The following is a 17,786-nucleotide window of genomic DNA, read 5'->3' as shown; positions in this document are numbered from 1 at the left end:
AGGGGATTAAGTCGTAACTGCCTTGATGCCGATGGCGACTTAATTCCCTCCGTCCCCTTTTTTGACGCTGCGCGCGATGCCCTGTGCATCGAACTGCAGGCGTGCCGATTCGCGGTCGCCTGCAACCTCGTCCGGCAGCCATGCCAGCTTGCCAGCCTTGCGCACGATCACGTAGACGTGGCCGACTTCCGAGGCCGGGTTCTGCAATGCGTTGCGTTGTTCCTGCAGTGCCTTGGCCACGCGTGGTACGGCATCGAAATCGATGTTGGCCAGGGGTGTGCTGCTGCGATGCAGGCTGATGGTCGGCGCGAACTGCTGCGGGTTCACCGGATTGCCCTTGCGCCACTGGCCACGTTCGAAGTGGTAGCTGTCGACGTGGTCCGGCTGCTGCGGATCGACCAGGTCCAGATTGATGCGGCCATCGTCGTAGAAGTGGATGCTGTGGAACACCGTCAGCCGGTGTCCGGACAATGCAGGCAACTGCTCCAGTGCCTGGCGTGCGCCCAGCAGGTACTCCGAATCGAACAGCCGGTTGCTGCGGTGGGGTATCGGGTCGGACTGCAGTCCGGGCGCCGTTGCCAGTGAGTCGGCCTGCTCGCGCGGCGGTTGCGATTCAGATGGCCTCGGCGGACGGTCGGGCTGCAGCGGATGTCCCAGCGTTTCGGCGATCGTTCCCAGTGCACCGCCGGCTACGGCCACGCCGGCCAGCACCAGCAGCACCAGCGAAAACACCCGTCGGGTGGAAGGAGGCCGCTTCACATGCCCTCCAGGCGCACGTTGCCGCGGTCATCCGGGTCGTACAGCAGGGTCACGTGTTCGCGCGGGATGTTGGCCAGGTCGATCAGCGGGATGAATCGGCGTACGCTCACCTGCTGTAGGCGGCCGTCACGATCGGTGTACTCCAGCTGGAACTCCACCTGCGGCTGTTCGTTGAGGTAGGTGCCGGTCTGGCGCACCTTCAGTACCCTGGCCTCCACGCCGATGCCGCGGTACTTCAATGCGTCACCGCGGGCATCGGCCTGCAGCAGCCGGCCGAGCAGGCGCAGGCCCAGCGCATAGCCACACAGCACCAGCGGGCACACCAGCAGGGGATGGCCGAACGACAGGAAGGTCCAGCCCAGCCCCTCGCTCTGCAGCCGGTAGGCAAACACATAGGCACTGGCCACCGCCACGATGCCGATCGCTGCGCCGACACCACGACGCCAGAGGCTGGCGACATCCAGTTCGGGCTGCGCCCCCTCCAGCACCACATTGGGGAACGCGCCCGGTTCGCGGCTCAGGCGAACCTCGAGGCGCTGGCCGGCAACGAAACGCTGCAGCTGCGGCTTGCTGTCGACCACCAGCAGCTGTTCCCTGATCGGCGTGCCCGACAGATTCTGGAAGGACAGCTGCAGTTTCCATTGTGCGAATCCACGCACGTGCACACCGGTCTGCTCGGCGTGTTCGATCAGCGCATCACGCAGTTCGCCATCGGCGAGGATCGAGCGAACGCGATGCAGGGCGCGCGGTGGGCCGAGCAGCAGGAAATGCAGGAAGGCGAACAGCAGAGAGAGCCATGCAGCCAGCGACAGTACAAGCAGCAGCAGGGACAGCCACGGCGCGCTGCGATCAGCCAGCGCTACCGGCCAGGAGGTGCCGAAATAGAGGATGCAGGGGAAGGGCAACGCGAAGAACAGCAGGAACGCGCCCCAGAACCAGAGATAGGCTTTCATGGGGGAGGTGGCAGGCCGGTGGAACAGGCCGCGTAGCGTACTACGCTCAGCGGAACTGCAGGGTAAGCAGGTAGTAACGGCCCAGTGGATCGTCCAGTCCCGGCATCTGCCCGCCATTGCCGTCCAGGTAGTTCACCGGCTGCGCATCAAGCACGTTGTGCACGTCCAGCGCCGCGATGACACGCGGGCCCAGGCGGCGCGCCAGGTGCAGGTTCCAGCGCAGCTGGCGCGGATTCATGCAGTGGTTCTGTTCGATCTGCCGCTGCGGGCACTCGGCGCCGGGCAGCCATGCACGGGTGCGGCCCACCTGGTTGCCGCGCAGGGCGATGTCCCAGTTGCTGTTCTGCCATTGCACGTTCAGGACCGCCGCCATCTCGGGGGTGACATGCCCGCGCAGGTCGATCGCCGGTTCGTGGTCGCGACGACGGCGCAGCTCCTGCTGCTTCAGCGCGTCCAGCGAGAACATCCACTGGCCGTTGCTGCCGGTGTCGATCCGGTATTCGCCACGCAGTACCCAGTTGCGTGAGGTGGTACGGCCGATATTGTCGAACGACAGCCGCAGGCTGCTCAGGTTGCCATTCTCATCCAGCTGCCAGGTGTCACGGTTCCACACGGCATCGGCCGGCTGCAGCGCAAGGATCTCATTGCGCAGCTCGACGATGTTGTGGGTCAGCGACAGCGAGAACGCATCGCTGGGTGACCAGGTCGCCGCCAGCGAATGGCTGCGTGAGCTCTCGGCCTTGAGCGTGGTGTTCTCTTCCACGTCCACAGTGACCACGCAGCGGCCGTCGGGCTCGCTCTGTGCACAGGGCGGCAGTGCGCTTGAGGCGGGCAGGGTGAGGGTGCCGAACTGTCCTGGCGGCCGGCGCTGTTCGAACAGGCTGGGCGCGCGATAGCCGCGGCCGCTGGCCAGCAGGAACGACCAGTGCGGTGTGGGTGTCCAGCGCAGGCCGGCACGGGGCGAGAATGCCGTGTAGTCGCCGTCGTAGTCCCAGCGCGCGGCCACGTCCATGCGCAGCTCCGATGTGAGCGGCAGGCCCAGTTCCGCATACGCGCCGCCACTCTGCCGCGACAGGCGCCGCTGCTGCTGCGGCAGCCCCAGTGCCAGATCGCCCTGGCTCAGCAGGGTGTCCGGGTGGGACGTCCAGCGTTCATGGCGCAGGTCGATGCCGGTAGCCAGCTGCGCATTGCCGCCCTGCATCGGCACCAGCATCCGCTGTACGCCCCACCAGCCCTGCCACTGCTCGGTAAGTCCACGGTTGCGGATCGACGGGAACAGCGATGTTGCTTCATCCGCGGGCAATGCATTGAAGCGTGGCAGGAACCTGAGTGACTGCGCAGCCTCGATGAAGGGTTCGGCGCGCACGGTGCCCGGCGTGGACAGGGTGACGTCGCTGCGCTGCGCGCTGATGCCGGCGTCCCAACTGTGGCTGCCCTGGTCCCGGCCGATGCCCAGGGTGAGATCGGCGTCGGTGGCACGTACCTGGGGACGCACATTGCCGGCTTCCCGCAGGACGCTGTTGAAGGTGTAGCCGTACAGGCCGAGGGCGACGGCGGTCGGGCCCAGATCGAAGCGCTGCCGGTTGTGGCTGGCGCGGGCTTCGGCATAGACGTAGCGCCCCTGGCCACGCTCATGCCGGTAGCGCAGATAGGCCGAGGCGGTATCGGAGGCCGGTTGAAGTGAACGAGGGCGCGAACTGTCGAACCAGCAGGCGCCATTGCGTCGTTTCAATGGCCCGTCGCAGCGCGTAGCGGGCCAGTAGTCGCCATCGCGGAAGGCGCCGATCAGGTACTGCGACGTCTCTGCGTGCCAGTCACGCTGGTCCCCCGCCAGGTGATCGACGCGATGCAGGTCGATGCCTGCGAACCAGCGGTCCCCGTTCCCGCGCAGGCCTCCGGTGGCGGCCTGCACGCGGTACTGGCCAGCGTCGCCACGGCTGCTCAGGCCGGTCTGCAGCGTCGCCTCCGGGCCGTCGGCCTGGTCGCGCAGGATGATGTTGACCACGCCGGACATGGCATCGGCGCCGTAGATGGCTGAAGCACCGCCGCGAACCAGTTCGATGCGTTCGACAAAGCTGAGTGGAATGCCGCCCAGATCGGTGAGCCCGCCCTGCTCCAGCGACACCATCGGGTAGCGGGGCAGGCGCCGGCCATTGACCAGGAACAGCGTGGCGCGTGGTCCCATGCCATCCAGGCTGGTGGTGGCGGCAGCACCGACAGGCAGGTACTGCGAATCGCCACTGCGTGCGCTGCTCATCGCGGGCAGTCCGTTCATGCCGGGCAGGTGTCGCAGCAGGTCGAACAGGCTGCCGTAGCCGCTGCGCAGGATATCTGCGCGATCGATCGTAGTCACCGGCAGGGTGGTCTGCACGGAGGTGCGCGGCAACCGGCTGCCGGTGACATGGATCGGCGCCAGGTCCACCTGGCGCGGCGATGGCGGGGGCGTGCGTGGGCGCGGCGCGACTGCTGCCGGAACCGGCGGGGCGGCCGCGGGCGCGACGCGGATGCGGCGGACCACGAAGCCTCCGGACGGTGTTCGAAGGATGGTCACCGGCATGCCGGCGACCAGCCGTTTCAGGGCCGATGCTGGATCGGCCAGGCCGTGGGTGCCGTTGGCACGGAGCCCCGCCAGTTCCCGGGCATCGAACACCAGGGCGATGCCGCTTTGCCGTGCCCATTGCTGCAATGCTGAAGGCAACGGGCCGGCGTCGATACGGTAGTCATGGGCCGCAGCGGAATCGCCTGCGATGGCGGCAGGCGGCGCGGCGACCAGCAGCGCCAGGCACAGCAGGGGGCGGAGCAGCCCCCACTGCAGCGTGCCTGGTCCTGCCATCACCGCAGGCCTCCTCAGTACGTGCGGCGCAGTTCCAGCGCGCCATCCGGGCGCGTCTGGCCAGCAATGGACCAGCCAAGTTCCAGCGCGGACAGCAACTCCTGTGCGTCACCTGCGCGGAACGTGCCGCTGACCGCCAGATCACTGATCTCAGGGTCAGCGATCACCAGCGGTGCATGGCCATAGCGGTTCATGCGTTCGACCACGATCGACAGCGGGGTGGCATCGAAGACCAGCTGCCCATGCAGCCAGCCCTCGGCGGCTGCCGTGGAGGACAGCGCTGGACCGGGCTGGATGCGCCCGGAGGGCAGTACCTGCAGTTGCTGGCCAGGGGCCAGCGTGTGCTGGGCGGCGCCGTTGCTGACTTCCACCGCGCCCTCCAGCAGCGCGACCTCGACCAGTCCATCGTGCAGGCGCTCAACCTGGAAGGTCGTGCCGATATCGCGGATCGTGCTGGTGCCGGCGCGCAGCTGCAATGCCTTGCTCGATGGCGCGACCTGCAGCTGCAGGCGGCCGCGTTCGAGGTCCAGCTCGCGGTGGCGCCAGCCGAAGCGCGCATGCAGCGTCGTGCCGGCATCGAGCATGGCCACGCTGCCATCGGGCAGGGTCAGCCGCTGTGCCTGATGCGTGTCATTGGCAAAGTGTTGCGGGGCAGGGTTGCCATCCACCGCTACCATCCAGCCCACGCCGATGGCCACGCAGATACCCGCGGCTGCGGCCGCAGCAGGCAGCCAGCGGCGCCGGGCAGGCCGTGCCGCGCGCGCCGCAGCCGTCCGCAGCCACGGGTCCGCAGCCAGGCCCTGGCCCTGCTGGAAAAGGTCTTCGGCCTGCACCCAGGCTTTGACATGGGCAGGGTCTTCAGCAAGCCAGTCTTCGAATGACTCGCGTTCGGCTGCGGTGCAGTCCGGAGCTTCCAGACGCGCCACCCAGGTGCTGGCGCGTGCGAACAGCGAGGCGTCTTCCCTATGCCGGTGGCTGCTCATTCGGTATCCCTGTCGTTGTGCAGCGGATCCGGTCCCAACTCCTGGCGCAGGCCCTGCAGGGCGCGGGCGATATGTTTTTCCACGGTCTTGGCTGTAATTCCACAGTGCCGCGCGATCTGCGTATAGCTCATGCCGGTGATCCGGTTGAGCAGGTACACCTCGCGCGCGCGCTCGGGCAGTTTGAAAAGGGCCTGCCGCAGCAGGGACAACATCTGCCCGGACTCTGCCTGGCGCAAGGGGTCCGGCGACGGGCTGGTGGGCTCGTCGTGACCATCATGCTCGGCCAGTGACAAGTGAGGTCGCGACTGCGGCGATCGGCCGCGATCGGCCAGGCGATTGCGCGCGATACGATACAGCAGCAGGCGCAGTTCGTCGGTGCCGTGCGCGCGATAGCGGATCAGCCGCTCCATGCAGTCCTGCGCGATGTCCTCTGCATCCTCCGGCCCGACGCCCCGTGTGCGCAGGAACGCACACAGTGGCGCGCGTTCCTCGCGTACGAACGCGATGAAGGCGTCCGCAGGCGCGGGTGGCTCCGGCGCGTGGTGGATCAGGGGGGACGGGACGGACAGGGCTGGCCTCGGCTGACGTTGGCGGATCCGCCTTCGAGTTTTACGCGACGATGACCGGATGGGGAAGAGTGTGTGGTGCTCCTCTCTCATTGTGAATGCATTCATTTTTCCCGGCCTGCCGGGCTGGGGGAGATTCCGGCGCTTTGCCGTTTGACTCCTTACCCGCGTGTTGCGGGTGGAGAGAGAGAACGTATGAAGCATTCGAAGTTGAGCCTGGCCCTGGCCGGGCTGATCGGCGTTGGCGCCATCGCGGCGGCAGATGACGTCATGGCAATGAGTTATCACGTGCAGGGGGATCGCATCTTCCTGAGCGGCGGGGTGACCTACGCCGACGTGGTATCGCTGCCAGCGTTGCTGGCCAAGGCGCAGGCCGAGGGCCGGCCGATCCGCGAAGTGGTGCTGCGCACCTCCAATGGCGGCGCGTTGATCGCCGGCGAGTGGCTGCAGGGCATCATCCGCACATCCGGCCTGAACACCATCGTGTCCGGCCACTGCATTTCGTCCTGCTCGATCATGCAGTCCGGTGGCGTCGAACGCTATCTGGCCGGTGATCTGCCAATCGTCGATTCGGTACAGATCCATGCGGCCAGCAACAGTGGCAAGGTGATCTACACGCCGTCGCCACGGATGACCCAGATCTACACCGGCAACTACGGCGGCGGCATGGACGCCGGGCTGCTGCACAAGGCCATGTATGAAGTCGTGCAACCCAACGGCTTGCTGGTATTCCGAGATCCGGCGCGCACCACGGGTACCTCGGTCACCTTCGACCCTGATGGCAGCGGCAGCAAGCTGGAGTCGTTCCCGGGCCAGGACATCTACAACAACAGGATCATCACTGCGAAGGGTTACCGCGATCCGGGCGATACGTTGAGTGTTACCGCCAACGTGAGCGGCGACATCAACCCGGGTTACCTGCGCACCGGTCGCCAGCTGCAGACCTTCGTCGATGATGATTTCGCGCGGTGGAACACCAACTGGCAGTCCAGCTACATCAACCTGGCGCAGAGCATCTACAACGCGTCCAGCAATGGTCCGCAGGGCATCGGCGCGAACTCGGTACAGGACTACCAGAAAGATCCGTACTACAAGGCCCTGCTGCTGTCGAAGCTGCGCCTGGGCGACCTGGACGTGTCCACGCTGGACGACTCGATGGGCGTGATCCGCGTGACCAACGGTGCCACCTGGCGAACCTCCGCGACCACCGGTGCCGACTTCATGCTGGTCGACAACGGCACCATCGCGCTGGAAGGCGGCGCCCTTCGCGCTTCGGAGGTGCGGGTGATGGGCGCAGGCATGCTGGTCGGCAATGGTGATGTGGCGGGCACCGCGATGGATCTCAGTGCGCTGGCCAGCGGCACCCGCCCGTCCTGGCGCGAGGATGGCTTCAACCGCCTGCGCGTCTACGGCACGCTGATGCCGCGCGGTGGCGACCTGGTCACCCATGGCTACGTCAACATCATGCCGGGCGGCAAGGTGCTGTTCGACGTGACCGAGAACGGCGGCGCCGGCAGTGGCCGCCTGCGCGTAGGCAGTTTCTTCGACAGCAAGCAGACCGACGGCGCGCTGGTGATCTCCAAGGGTGCCTTCCTTGAACTGAACGTGGCGCAGGGCTACTACGGCCAGGATTTCCGTCGCGATCTCGTGCAGGGCCCGATCTACCAGGGCGGCTTCGAAGACGTCGTGCGCCTGGGCGACACCGGCTACAGCGCCAACATCACCGGCGGCGAAGTGTTCCGCCCACGCCACAACTCGCTGCTGAGCTTCAACGTGAAACAGACCGCGGACGGCCTGTGGTTGACCGCCAACCCGGGCTTCGACCAGCTGGGGCTGTTTGCCAATGCTGTTTCGGGCGATGCCCTTGGCCGTGCGCTGGCGACCGCTTCCGATCGCAAGGATGGTGGCCTGAAGTCGCTGCTCGGCGCCTTGCAGTTCGCCGACCGTGATGTGATCGCACTGCAGGCCGGTGCCCTGCGCGGTGACGCGCACGCGAGCCTGCGCCTGGCCGACAATGCATTGGTGGGCAGCATTGGCAACGTGGTGCAGCAGCACCAGGCGGCGATGCGCAGTGGCGGCGATGCCGACGGCCTGGCCTCGCAGGCCGCGCAGTCGGTCTCGGCGCAGCCGGGCATGCGCCACGGCAGCCTGTTCAACCAGCTGGCCATGCATCTGGTCGAGCCGGCGGCGGGTGGCGGTGAAGGCAGTGGCTCTGGTCGCAACCATGGCCTGTGGGCGCGAGGTTTCGCCAGCCACGGCCGCATCGATGCCGACGGTGGCGTGGCCGGCTTGAGCCATAACATCGGCGGCGTCGTCGTCGGTGCCGATACCCGCGTTGCCGATGACCGCGTCACCCTGGGCGTCAGCGTGGCAGCGGCAGATATGTCGACCAAGGGCCGCGATGGTTCCGACTTCAGCGGTGACGTGCGCGCGCTGGACGTGGGCGGCTATCTGGACGCGACCTATTCGCGCGGCTATCTGTCGGCGGCGGTGCGCTATACCGACCTGCGTCATGACACCCGGCGCAGCGTGAGCGGCATCGACGGCCTGCAGCAGCCGCTGCGCGCCAAGTACAGCAACGATGCGATCTCGGCACGGGTGGAACACGCGTTCTCGTTCACCACTGGCAAGGGCCTGGTGATCCAGCCGTTGTTGCCGGTGGTGGACTACGCGCGGACCTCGGCCACCCGCTTCAATGAAGGGCAGGGCGCGGGTGCGCTGGTGGGTCGCAGCGGCAGCCTGGAGAGCATCCGCGTGGGTGCGGGCCTGCAGCTGTTCAGGACCTTCGAGGGCAACAACGGCGAGCGCATCACCCCGCGTGCGCGCGTGGTCTGGCAGAAGGAGCTGGGCGATTCGCAGGCCCGCTACAGCACCGGCTTCGCCGCAGCACCGGACCTGGTGTTCGGCGCCAGCAGCCAGGCCGTGGGCGAGCAGGTACTGGCCTGGAACCTGGGCGTGACCAGCCGCGCCAGCGAACGCCTGTCGATCATGGCCGATTACGTGGGCGAGCGTCGTGACGGGCAGATCCAGAACGGCGTGATGCTGGGCCTGGGCTACCGGTTCTAAGTGGTACAGGGCACCGGCGACGTTCGCATCGCCGGTGCCATCCCCACGGACGCGTGGCTGCGGTATGGTCGGCATGGCATTCCACCCAGGTTCTTCCATGCAGATCGCCGTCTTCAGCGCCCGACCCTACGACCGTCGCTTCCTGGACGACGCCAACCTGCGCGATGCAGCGGGGCAGGGTTACACGTTCGTCTACTTCGATGCCGCGCTGGATGTGCATACCGCAGCACTCGCACAGGATTGCGCCGCCGTCTGCGTGTTCGTCAACGACCGGCTGGATGCGGCGGTGCTGCGCGCGCTGCACGTGTTGGGCGTGCGTGCGGTGCTGCTGCGCTGTGCGGGCTTCAACAATGTGGACCTGGCCGCTGCGGAAGCACTGGACCTGTTCGTCGCCCGGGTGCCTGCGTATTCGCCCGAGGCCGTGGCCGAGCATGCACTGGCGCTGGTGATGACCCTCAACCGCCAGACCCATCGCGCTTACAACCGCGTGCGCGAAGGCAACTTCATGCTCGATGGCCTGCTGGGGCGCACCCTGCATGGACGCACCGTCGGCATCGTCGGTACCGGCAAGATCGGGCTGGCCACCGCGCGCATATTCAAGGGCATAGGCTGCACCGTGCTGGGGCATGACCCGTATCCGTCGGCCGCCTTCGCGGGTGTCGGCGAGATGGTGGAGCTGGATGAACTGCTGGCGCGCGCCGACATCGTCTCGCTGCACTGCCCGCTGACACCCGGTACCCAGCACCTGATCAACGACGCCTCTCTGGCGCGGATGAAACCCGGTGCAATGCTGGTCAACACCTCACGCGGCGCACTGGTGGACACCCATGCAGTGATCCGCGCGCTGAAGTCGCGCCGGCTCGGCCACCTGGCCATCGACGTGTACGAACAGGAAAGCGCGTTGTTCTTCCAGGACCTGTCCGGCGAGATCATCGACGACGAGGCCTTCCAGCGCCTGATGACCTTCCCCAACGTCCTGGTGACCGGCCACCAGGGCTTCTTCACCGTGGAGGCGCTGCAGGAGATCTCGGCGATCACGCTGGGGAACCTGCAGGATTTCGCCGCCGGGCGGGTGTGCGCCAACCGGGTAGAGGTTAGCTGAGTCGGATGGATTGACCGCCGGGGCGTCAAGCCCTTAAAATCGCGGGCTACGCCGGAATAGCTCAGTTGGTAGAGCGGCGCATTCGTAATGCGTAGGTCGCAGGTTCGACTCCTGTTTCCGGCACCAGTTGCATGAAAAGCCCCGGCCTTGGTCGGGGCTTTTTGTTTGGGCATTTGAAGCAATCACGGGCCTTGTGTCATGAGCGCGAACCCTTAACAGGCTCAAGCGCCCGCACCGGCTGCCGCAGTACGGTCTTCAACCGCGCAGCGTCGGTCCTGCGCGGGTCGCCCAGGTAGATCTCGTGATGGGGGCCGGCGAAGGTGTAGCCCAGCGAAGGCATCAGTTCATCGTGCAACTTCGCCAGGATCGGGCCCTCCTCATCGTAGCCACCAATATGCAGGGTCTGCAGGCAGAGGCCTTCTTCGAGAATTTCGTGGCGGAGGCTGGCCGGAACGTCGCCCAGTTTCTTCACTGCCTTGGCAATGGCAGCCTCCAACTGCGCTGGACTGATCCCGTCCGGCGTGCGGATCATCACCGTCCACCTCCACTCATCCTTGCGGCGTGCCACAAAGCTCGACGGATCCTCGGCGGTCCACAGCGCTTCCAGCGGTGGCACCACGTAGTCCTGGCCTTCGCTCTTCAGTGCAAACTTCAGCGCATAGCTCACCGCGTACAGCCACTGCACGGCCAGCTGGTAGGCCGGGGCCGTGTTCGGGTCACCGCGGCCGTCGATCATCAGGTAGGGCAGGGGCGGTACGTCCACCGTTACGAACCGGCCCGCCGGGGGCTGGTACAACGCGCGATCACGCTTCTTGAAGTTGATCTTGTCCATGGGGCTTCCTCCAACGCCAAGCATCCCATGCATTACCTTCGCGGGCATGCCTGAACATGTTCAGGCGACCTTTCCGGGCACGGGCGGAGCAGCCGCCATCGCCCGATGCCAGGATGCCGCCCGCGAGCGCTCTGCCCGCCGTGGCCGCGCACTGCGACAACGTGTCGCAGCCTGAAACGGGCCTTTCCTGCGCCTGATCATTGTCAATGCCTTTCTTAAATGGTGGGTGACGGCCTAAAATTGAAAGGCTGACTCGACCCCACCTCCCTGCCTGTCTTCCGGACCGGCGGGACCGGCTTTTGCCGGAACAGGCAGGACGGGGAACGGCATTCCCTCGCAATTGGATCGACCGATGATTCCGTTGAAAACCCTTGGGCGCTGGTTGCGCCCGGGCCTGCTGCTGTCGTTGCTGGTGATGCTCACCGGCTGCGATGCCGTGGCCATCCTCAGTCCGAAGGGCCAGATCGGCCAGGATGAGAAGACCCTGCTGATCACGGCCACCGTGCTCATGCTGCTGGTCGTCATCCCGGTCATCATCATGACCCTGACCTTCGCGTGGAAGTATCGCGCCTCCAACACCAAGGCCCGTTACGAGCCGAAGTGGTCCCACTCGACGGCGATCGAGGTGGTGGTGTGGTCCATTCCCTGCATGATCGTGCTGGTGCTGGCGGTCCTGACCTGGCGTTCGTCGCACGCGCTGGACCCGTACAAGCCGCTGGAATCGGACGTCAAGCCGGTCACCATCGAGGCGATCTCGCTGGACTGGAAGTGGCTGTTCATCTATCCGGAAGAGAAGGTGGCGGTCGTCAACGAAATCAAGTTCCCGGTCAACACGCCGCTGAACTTCAAGATCACGTCCGATTCGGTGATGAATGCCTTCTTCATCCCGCACCTGGGCAGCATGATCTACTCGATGGCTGCGATGGAGACCAAGCTCCACCTGATCGCCAACGAGACCGGTGAATTCCCGGGCATGTCCTCGCACTACAGCGGCGCGGGCTTCGCCAAGATGCACTTCACTGCCTACTCGGTCACCGATGCCGAATACCGCCAGTGGCTGGACCAGGTCCGTGCCGGCGAGCAGACCCTGGACAAGACCTCGTTCAAGGCCCTGGGTGAAGCACGCAACGCGGAGTGGTACCCGGTCACCTACTTCGGCAAGACCGAAGAAGGCCTGTTCAACTGGGTCATCGCCAAGCACATGGGCGACAACAAGCACTACGGCATGAAGCACGAACATGCCGGTGCCGCCGCTGCCGATGCCGCCAGCCATGAAGCGCACGAGGGCCACGCCCCCAGTGACGCGCATGATTCCAAGGAATCGGGTGAAAACCTGGATGCCACCGAACACGAACACGCTGGCCATGCTGGCCATGCGGGTTCGGGAGAATGAACATGTTGGGAAAACTCTCTCTTGAGTCGATCCCCCACGATCCGATCGTGCTGACCACCCTGGTCGGCGCGGTGCTGGGTGGCCTGGGCGTCATGGCCCTGATCACCAAGTTCAAGCTGTGGGGCTATCTGTGGAAGGAGTGGTTCACCTCGGTGGACCACAAGAAGATCGGCGTGATGTACCTCATCGTCGCCTTCGTCATGCTGCTGCGCGGCTTCTCCGACGCCATCATGATGCGTACCCAGCAGGCGCTCGCCGTCGGCGGGTCCGAGGGTTACCTGCCGCCGCACCACTACGACCAGATCTTCACCGCCCACGGCGTGATCATGATCTTCTTCGTGGCGATGCCGCTGATCACCGGCCTGATGAACCTGGCCGTGCCGCTGCAGATCGGTGCTCGCGACGTCGCGTTCCCGTTCGTCAACTCGCTCAGCTTCTGGCTGTTCGTGTCCGGCGCGGTGCTGATCATGCTGTCGCTGTGGATCGGTGAATTCGCCGCCACCGGCTGGCTGGCGTTCCCGCCGTTGTCAGGCATCGAATACAGTCCAAGCGTAGGCATGGACTACTACATCTGGGGTCTACAGGTCGCAGGCCTGGGTACCACGCTGAGCGGTATCAACTTCTTCATCACCATCCTGAAGATGCGTACCCCCAGCATGAAGCTGATGCAGATGCCGGTGTTCACCTGGACCGCCCTGGTGACCAACGTGCTGATCGTCGCCGCCTTCCCGGTGCTGACCATCACCCTGGTGCTGCTGACCCTGGACCGCTACCTGGGCACGCACTTCTTCACCAATGACGGTGGCGGCAACGCCATGCTGTACATCAACCTGATCTGGATCTGGGGTCACCCGGAGGTGTACATCCTGGTCCTGCCGGCGTTCGGTGTGTTCTCCGAAGTCATCGCGACCTTCTCGCGCAAGGCGCTGTTCGGCTACAAGGGCATGGTCTACGCCACCGCCTGCATCGGCGTGCTGTCGTTCATCGTGTGGCTGCACCACTTCTTCACCATGGGCTCGGGTGCCAACGTCAATGCCTTCTTCGGCATCACGACGATGATCATCTCGATCCCGACCGGCGTGAAGATCTTCAACTGGCTGTTCACCATGTTCCGCGGCCGCGTGCACTTCACCACCCCGGTGCTGTGGACCATCGGCTTCATGGTCACCTTCGTCATCGGCGGCATGACCGGCGTGATGCTGGCAATCCCGGCCATCGACTTCGTGCTGCACAACAGCCTGTTCCTGATCGCCCACTTCCACAACGTCATCATCGGCGGCGTGGTGTTCGGCATGTTCGCCGGCATCACCTACTGGTGGCCGAAGATGTTCGGCTTCCGCCTCAATGAGTTCTGGGGCAAGTGCGCGTTCTGGTGCTGGTTCATCGGCTTCTACGTGACCTTCATGCCGATGTACGTGCTGGGCTTCATGGGCATGACCCGCCGCCTGCAGAGCACCGTCAACCCGGCCTATGAGCCGCTGCTGCTGATCGCCGCCGCAGGTGCCTTCATCGTGGGTGCCGGCATCCTGTGCCAGATCATCCAGGTGGCCGTGTCGATCCGCGACCGCAAGAAGACCGTCGACCTGACCGGCGACCCGTGGGATGCCCGTACGCTCGAGTGGGAAACCTCTTCGCCGCCGGCCTTCTACAACTTCGGCACCCTGCCGGAAGTCACCGAACTGGACGATTTCTGGGAGCGCAAGCAGCGTGGTGAAGCCTGGCCGAAGCCGGCCAAGTACACCGACATCCACATGCCGCGCAACACCGGCACGGGCGTTGTCATCGGTGCTTTCAGCCTGGTGTTCGGCTTTGCGATGATCTGGCACATCTGGTGGCTGGCCATCGTCGGCTTCGTCGGCATGATCGCCACGTTCATCTACCGCACCTTCGACCAGGACGTGGACTACTGGGTCCCGGCCGCCGAGGTGGAACGCATCGAGAACGAACACCGCAAGCACCTGGAAGCCCAGGGCCTGGTGAAGTCGGAGCTGAAGGCATGAGCACCAATACCTCGACCCTGAGCCACGGGCACGCCGCGCATGCGGCGGCCCATGGCCATGACGACCACGAGCACCACGACACCGGCGGCAACACCGTCTTCGGTTTCTGGGTGTACCTGATGAGCGACTGCCTCATCTTCGCCTCGCTGTTCGCCACCTACGTGGTGCTGGCAGGCGGCACCGATGGTGGCCCCACCGCGAAGGACCTGTTCGAACTGCCGTTCGTGGCATGGGAAACCGCGCTGCTGCTGACCTCGTCGCTGACCTTCGGCCTGGGCATGATCGCCATGCACCGCAAGCAGATGGGCCAGATGTACCTGTGGCTGGGCATCACCTGGCTGCTGGGCTTCGGCTTCATGTGCATGGAAGTGTGGGAGTTCCAGCACCTGATCCACCAGGGCTACGGTCCGGACCGCAGTGCCTTCCTGTCGGCATTCTTCGCCCTGGTCGGTACCCACGGCCTGCACGTCAGCGCCGGCCTGTTGTGGCTGCTGGTGATGTTCGTGCAGCTGAAGAAGTACGGCCTGACCCCGACCAACAAGACCCGCATGGCGTGCCTGAGCCTGTTCTGGCACTTCCTGGACCTGATCTGGATCGGCGTGTTCTCCGTCGTCTACCTCAATGGAGCCCTGTAATGGCACATGACAACCATGCACACGACCACGGCACCGGCGGCGAAAGCCATGGCACCGTGAAGTCGTACCTGATCGGCTTCGTGCTGGCGGTGGTGCTGACCGTCATCCCGTTCTGGATGGTGATGTCGGGCGATTTCTCGCGCACCGTCAACGGTGTGGTCATCGCCATCACCGCGGTGCTGCAGATGCTGGTCCACCTGGTGTTCTTCCTGCACCTGGACCGCTCCTCGGAAAGCCGCTGGAACGTCAACGCTGCGGCCTTCACCGTGGTGGTGATCGGCATCATCGTGGTCGGCACCCTGTGGGTCATGCACAACATGAACGTGCACATGATGCACTGACGACTTCGCGACGTTGCCACGCAGAAAGGCCGCCCTTCGGGGCGGCCTTTTTGTTGGCGGATGGATGGGGTCGGATCCCTTGCCGCAGGCCAGGGCTCTGACCCCGGGGCCCGGGTAGATCCACGCCATGCGTGGATGAACCGCGCGCACGATCCATCCGGGGGGGCAGAGCCCTTGCCTGCGGCAAGGGGCCCGACCTCGAAACCGGGACCTCACCCCACCCGGCGCAGGAACTCGTCGGCGTCCATCGGCCGGCCCAGGTGGTAGCCCTGCAACTGGTCGCAGCCCAGCTCGCTCAGGTATTCACGCTGCGCCTGCGTCTCCACGCCTTCGGCCACCACCTGCAACTGCAGGGTGCGGCCCAGCGCGATGATCGACGAGACGATGGCGGCATCTTCGGCGTTGCACTCCAGGTCGTGCACGAATGCACGGTCGATCTTCAGTTCGGTGGCGGGCATGCGCTTCAGGTAGAGCAGGCTGGAATAGCCCGTGCCGAAGTCGTCGATGGCAATGTGCACGCCCATCGCGGTCAGGTCGTTGAGAATCGCCAGGCTGGCGTCCACGTCCTTCATCGCGGTGGTCTCGGTGATCTCCAGGGTCAGGCACGCCGGTTCGATGCGGTGCCGCTCCAGTGCCTCGCGCACGCTGTCCAACAGGGCCGGCGAGGAGAACTGCAGTGGCGACAGGTTCACCGCCATCGACCATTCGGCATGTCCGGCATCGTGCCACGCACGCAGCTGCGCGCAGGCGCGGTCCAGTACCCAGTCGCCGATCGGCAGGATCAGGCCGCTGCGCTCGGCGATGGGAATGAACACATCCGGTGCCAGCAGGCCCAGCTCCGGGTGCTGCCAGCGCAGCAGGGCCTCGGCGCCGGTGGCCGGTGCACCCGCCGCAGGGAATTTGGGCTGGTAATGCAGTACCAGTTCGTTGCGCGTGATCGCCTTGCGCAGGTCCTGCAGCAGGCGCAGCTGGCGGTTGGCGCTCAGCTGCATCGACGGCGTAAAGAAGGTATAGCCGTTCCGGCCGGTTTCCTTGGTGTGGTACATCGCCGCATCGGCGTGTGCCATCAGCTCGCGTTCGTTGACGGCATCATCTGGATACAGGGCGATGCCGAGGCTGGCGCTGACCTGCAGTTCGGCCGCGTCCAGGGTGAACGGCTCGCCCGCAGCAGCGATGATGCGCTCGGCCACGACCACGGCATCGTCGGGAATGTCGATGGCCAGCACGATCACGAACTCGTCGCCGCCGAGGCGGGCGAAGGTGTCCTGCGGGCGCAGCAGGCCGCCGATACGCTGTGCCACCGCCACCAGCAGGCGGTCACCGAGCTGGTGACCATAGGCATCATTGACCGCCTTGAAGCCGTCCAGGTCGCAGAACATCACCGCCACCGCCTGGTTGCGCCGCCGCGCCTTCTCGATGGCCTGCTCGATGCGGTCCTGCAGCAGCATGCGGTTGGGCAGCTGGGTCAGCGGGTCGTGCAGGGCGGCCTGGATCAGCTTGTCGTTGGCGTGCGCCAGCGAGTCGGCCAGCAGCCCGGTGCGCACGCGCATCTGCCGGTCGAACAGCGAGGCCACCAGGGCGATGCCCAGGGTCGCCACGGTGGTGACGATCACCAGCACTGCCAGCCAGCGCGTATCGATGCCGCCACTGCCCACCGCGCCACAGATGCTGCCTGCGGGGAAACGCGCCGCAGCCATGCCGGTGTAATGCATGCCCACGATGGCCACGCCCATCACCAGCGAGGCGAGCACGCGCAGGCGCAGGGTGTTGCGCTGTTCGGCACGCAGGCGGAAGGCGATCCACAGCGCAGCACCGGCGGCACCGATGGCCACCGCGATCGAGGCGGCGAACCAGCCGGGGTGGTAGTCGATGCCCGGCTGCATGCGCATCGCGGCCATGCCCAGGTAGTGCATGGTGGCAATGCCCAGCCCCATCAGTACCGCGCCAGCCAGCAAGCGCCGCCAGGGCAGGCTGGGTCGCGACACCAGCCACAGTGCGTAGGCCGAAGCGCCAATCGAGACCGCCAACGAATACAGGGTGATGCCGAGGTCGTAGCCGACCGGGATCGGCAGGTCGAAGGCGAGCATGCCGATGAAGTGCATCGACCAGATGCCGAGGCCCATTGCCGCCGCACCCCCGGCCAGCCACCAGCGGGCCACGCGCCCCTCGGCCGTGGCCAGGCGTCCGGCCATGTCCAGCGCCGTGTACGAAGCAAGAATGGCCACCAGCAGGGAGATGATGACCAGGCTCTGACTGTAACTGCCAGTCATGTTGAATCCAGTGGGGGAGGGAGGGGCGCCCGCAAGGCGCACGCCCGCGACCC

The 17,786-nt window shown here is 65.7% G+C and carries 13 protein-coding genes and 1 tRNA gene; 7 read left to right on the top strand and 7 right to left on the bottom strand.

Annotation, left to right across the window (positions count from 1 at the left end):
* Nucleotides 1-39: 39 nt before the first annotated feature.
* From QRO91_RS12305 to QRO91_RS12285, 5 genes are read right to left on the bottom strand one after another with little or no spacing between them, the layout of a single operon-like run.
* Entirely contained in the window at nucleotides 40-759 is a 720-nt protein-coding gene (locus QRO91_RS12305; protein ID WP_049428538.1) for a hypothetical protein, read from the bottom strand.
* Complete coding sequence (locus QRO91_RS12300; RefSeq protein WP_049428536.1) at nucleotides 756-1,712, bottom strand: hypothetical protein; 957 nt, start codon at nucleotides 1,710-1,712, stop codon at nucleotides 756-758. The genes QRO91_RS12305 and QRO91_RS12300 overlap by 4 nt, the downstream gene beginning before the upstream one ends.
* A 46-nt stretch (nucleotides 1,713-1,758) precedes the next feature.
* On the bottom strand, nucleotides 1,759-4,545 hold the full coding sequence (locus QRO91_RS12295; protein ID WP_285310410.1) for a TonB-dependent receptor: 2,787 nt from the start codon (nucleotides 4,543-4,545) through the stop codon (nucleotides 1,759-1,761).
* Nucleotides 4,546-4,559: 14 nt separating this feature from the next.
* The gene (locus QRO91_RS12290) at nucleotides 4,560-5,528 is read right to left on the bottom strand and encodes a FecR domain-containing protein (protein WP_049428532.1); all 969 of its coding nucleotides are present in this window, start codon (nucleotides 5,526-5,528) and stop codon (nucleotides 4,560-4,562) included.
* A complete protein-coding gene (locus tag QRO91_RS12285) occupies nucleotides 5,525-6,034 on the bottom strand; it encodes an RNA polymerase sigma factor (RefSeq protein ID WP_080354990.1) in 510 nt (169 codons plus the stop codon). Before QRO91_RS12285 ends, QRO91_RS12290 begins: the two co-directional genes overlap by 4 nt.
* 255 nt (nucleotides 6,035-6,289) lie before the next feature.
* Here QRO91_RS12285 and QRO91_RS12280 point away from each other — a divergent pair, with 255 nt between their 5' ends.
* The 3 genes from QRO91_RS12280 (at nucleotide 6,290) to QRO91_RS12270 (ending at nucleotide 10,388) form a co-directional block, all read left to right on the top strand.
* A complete protein-coding gene (locus tag QRO91_RS12280; RefSeq protein ID WP_197619864.1) occupies nucleotides 6,290-9,160 on the top strand; it encodes an autotransporter outer membrane beta-barrel domain-containing protein in 2,871 nt (956 codons plus the stop codon).
* 97 nt (nucleotides 9,161-9,257) lie between these two features.
* Nucleotides 9,258-10,262, top strand: a complete 1,005-nt coding sequence (locus tag QRO91_RS12275; RefSeq protein WP_049428528.1) for a 2-hydroxyacid dehydrogenase — start codon at nucleotides 9,258-9,260, stop codon at nucleotides 10,260-10,262.
* A 50-nt stretch (nucleotides 10,263-10,312) separates the two neighbouring features.
* A tRNA-Thr gene (locus QRO91_RS12270) sits at nucleotides 10,313-10,388 on the top strand.
* 70 nt (nucleotides 10,389-10,458) lie between these two features.
* Here the strand turns inward: QRO91_RS12270 and QRO91_RS12265 are convergent.
* Entirely contained in the window at nucleotides 10,459-11,094 is a 636-nt protein-coding gene (locus QRO91_RS12265; protein WP_197619863.1) for a GyrI-like domain-containing protein, read from the bottom strand.
* Between the two features lie 352 nt (nucleotides 11,095-11,446).
* Here QRO91_RS12265 and cyoA point away from each other — a divergent pair, with 352 nt between their 5' ends.
* Genes cyoA through cyoD form a run of 4 tightly spaced genes read left to right on the top strand, consistent with a single transcriptional unit; the run spans nucleotide 11,447 to nucleotide 15,463 of the window.
* Nucleotides 11,447-12,487, top strand: coding sequence for a ubiquinol oxidase subunit II (gene cyoA / locus QRO91_RS12260; protein WP_049431185.1), 1,041 nt, complete (start codon nucleotides 11,447-11,449; stop codon nucleotides 12,485-12,487).
* Nucleotides 12,488-12,489: 2 nt separating this feature from the next.
* Complete coding sequence (cyoB, locus tag QRO91_RS12255; protein WP_005408582.1) at nucleotides 12,490-14,487, top strand: cytochrome o ubiquinol oxidase subunit I; 1,998 nt, start codon at nucleotides 12,490-12,492, stop codon at nucleotides 14,485-14,487.
* Nucleotides 14,484-15,122 (top strand): cytochrome o ubiquinol oxidase subunit III, encoded by a 639-nt coding sequence (gene cyoC / locus QRO91_RS12250; protein WP_005408583.1) that lies wholly within the window; start codon nucleotides 14,484-14,486, stop codon nucleotides 15,120-15,122. Before cyoB ends, cyoC begins: the two co-directional genes overlap by 4 nt.
* A complete protein-coding gene (gene cyoD / locus QRO91_RS12245; protein WP_005408584.1) occupies nucleotides 15,122-15,463 on the top strand; it encodes a cytochrome o ubiquinol oxidase subunit IV in 342 nt (113 codons plus the stop codon). Before cyoC ends, cyoD begins: the two co-directional genes overlap by 1 nt.
* Nucleotides 15,464-15,675: 212 nt before the next feature.
* Here the strand turns inward: cyoD and QRO91_RS12240 are convergent, their stop codons facing one another.
* Nucleotides 15,676-17,733, bottom strand: a complete 2,058-nt coding sequence (locus QRO91_RS12240) for a bifunctional diguanylate cyclase/phosphodiesterase (protein ID WP_049431188.1) — start codon at nucleotides 17,731-17,733, stop codon at nucleotides 15,676-15,678.
* Between the last annotated feature and the right edge of the window lie 53 nt (nucleotides 17,734-17,786).

It is taken from the genome of Stenotrophomonas maltophilia group sp. Smal32, from assembly GCF_030237085.1.
Classification (GTDB): domain Bacteria; phylum Pseudomonadota; class Gammaproteobacteria; order Xanthomonadales; family Xanthomonadaceae; genus Stenotrophomonas; species Stenotrophomonas maltophilia_Q.
This window is presented reverse-complemented; position numbering and strand designations above follow the sequence as displayed.

What these genes read in the sequence shown, in the direction of transcription:
- cyoA (WP_049431185.1), top strand. Translation starts at nt 11,447, where the DNA reads ATGATTCCGTTGAAAACCCTTGGGCGCTGGTTGCGCCCGGGCCTGCTG.
- QRO91_RS12280 (WP_197619864.1), top strand. Translation starts at nt 6,290, where the DNA reads ATGAAGCATTCGAAGTTGAGCCTGGCCCTGGCCGGGCTGATCGGCGTT.
- cyoB (WP_005408582.1), top strand. Translation starts at nt 12,490, where the DNA reads ATGTTGGGAAAACTCTCTCTTGAGTCGATCCCCCACGATCCGATCGTG.
- QRO91_RS12290 (WP_049428532.1), bottom strand. Translation starts at nt 5,528, where the DNA reads ATGAGCAGCCACCGGCATAGGGAAGACGCCTCGCTGTTCGCACGCGCC.
- QRO91_RS12300 (WP_049428536.1), bottom strand. Translation starts at nt 1,712, where the DNA reads ATGAAAGCCTATCTCTGGTTCTGGGGCGCGTTCCTGCTGTTCTTCGCG.
- cyoD (WP_005408584.1), top strand. Translation starts at nt 15,122, where the DNA reads ATGGCACATGACAACCATGCACACGACCACGGCACCGGCGGCGAAAGC.
- QRO91_RS12275 (WP_049428528.1), top strand. Translation starts at nt 9,258, where the DNA reads ATGCAGATCGCCGTCTTCAGCGCCCGACCCTACGACCGTCGCTTCCTG.
- QRO91_RS12295 (WP_285310410.1), bottom strand. Translation starts at nt 4,545, where the DNA reads ATGGCAGGACCAGGCACGCTGCAGTGGGGGCTGCTCCGCCCCCTGCTG.
- QRO91_RS12240 (WP_049431188.1), bottom strand. Translation starts at nt 17,733, where the DNA reads ATGACTGGCAGTTACAGTCAGAGCCTGGTCATCATCTCCCTGCTGGTG.
- QRO91_RS12265 (WP_197619863.1), bottom strand. Translation starts at nt 11,094, where the DNA reads ATGGACAAGATCAACTTCAAGAAGCGTGATCGCGCGTTGTACCAGCCC.
- cyoC (WP_005408583.1), top strand. Translation starts at nt 14,484, where the DNA reads ATGAGCACCAATACCTCGACCCTGAGCCACGGGCACGCCGCGCATGCG.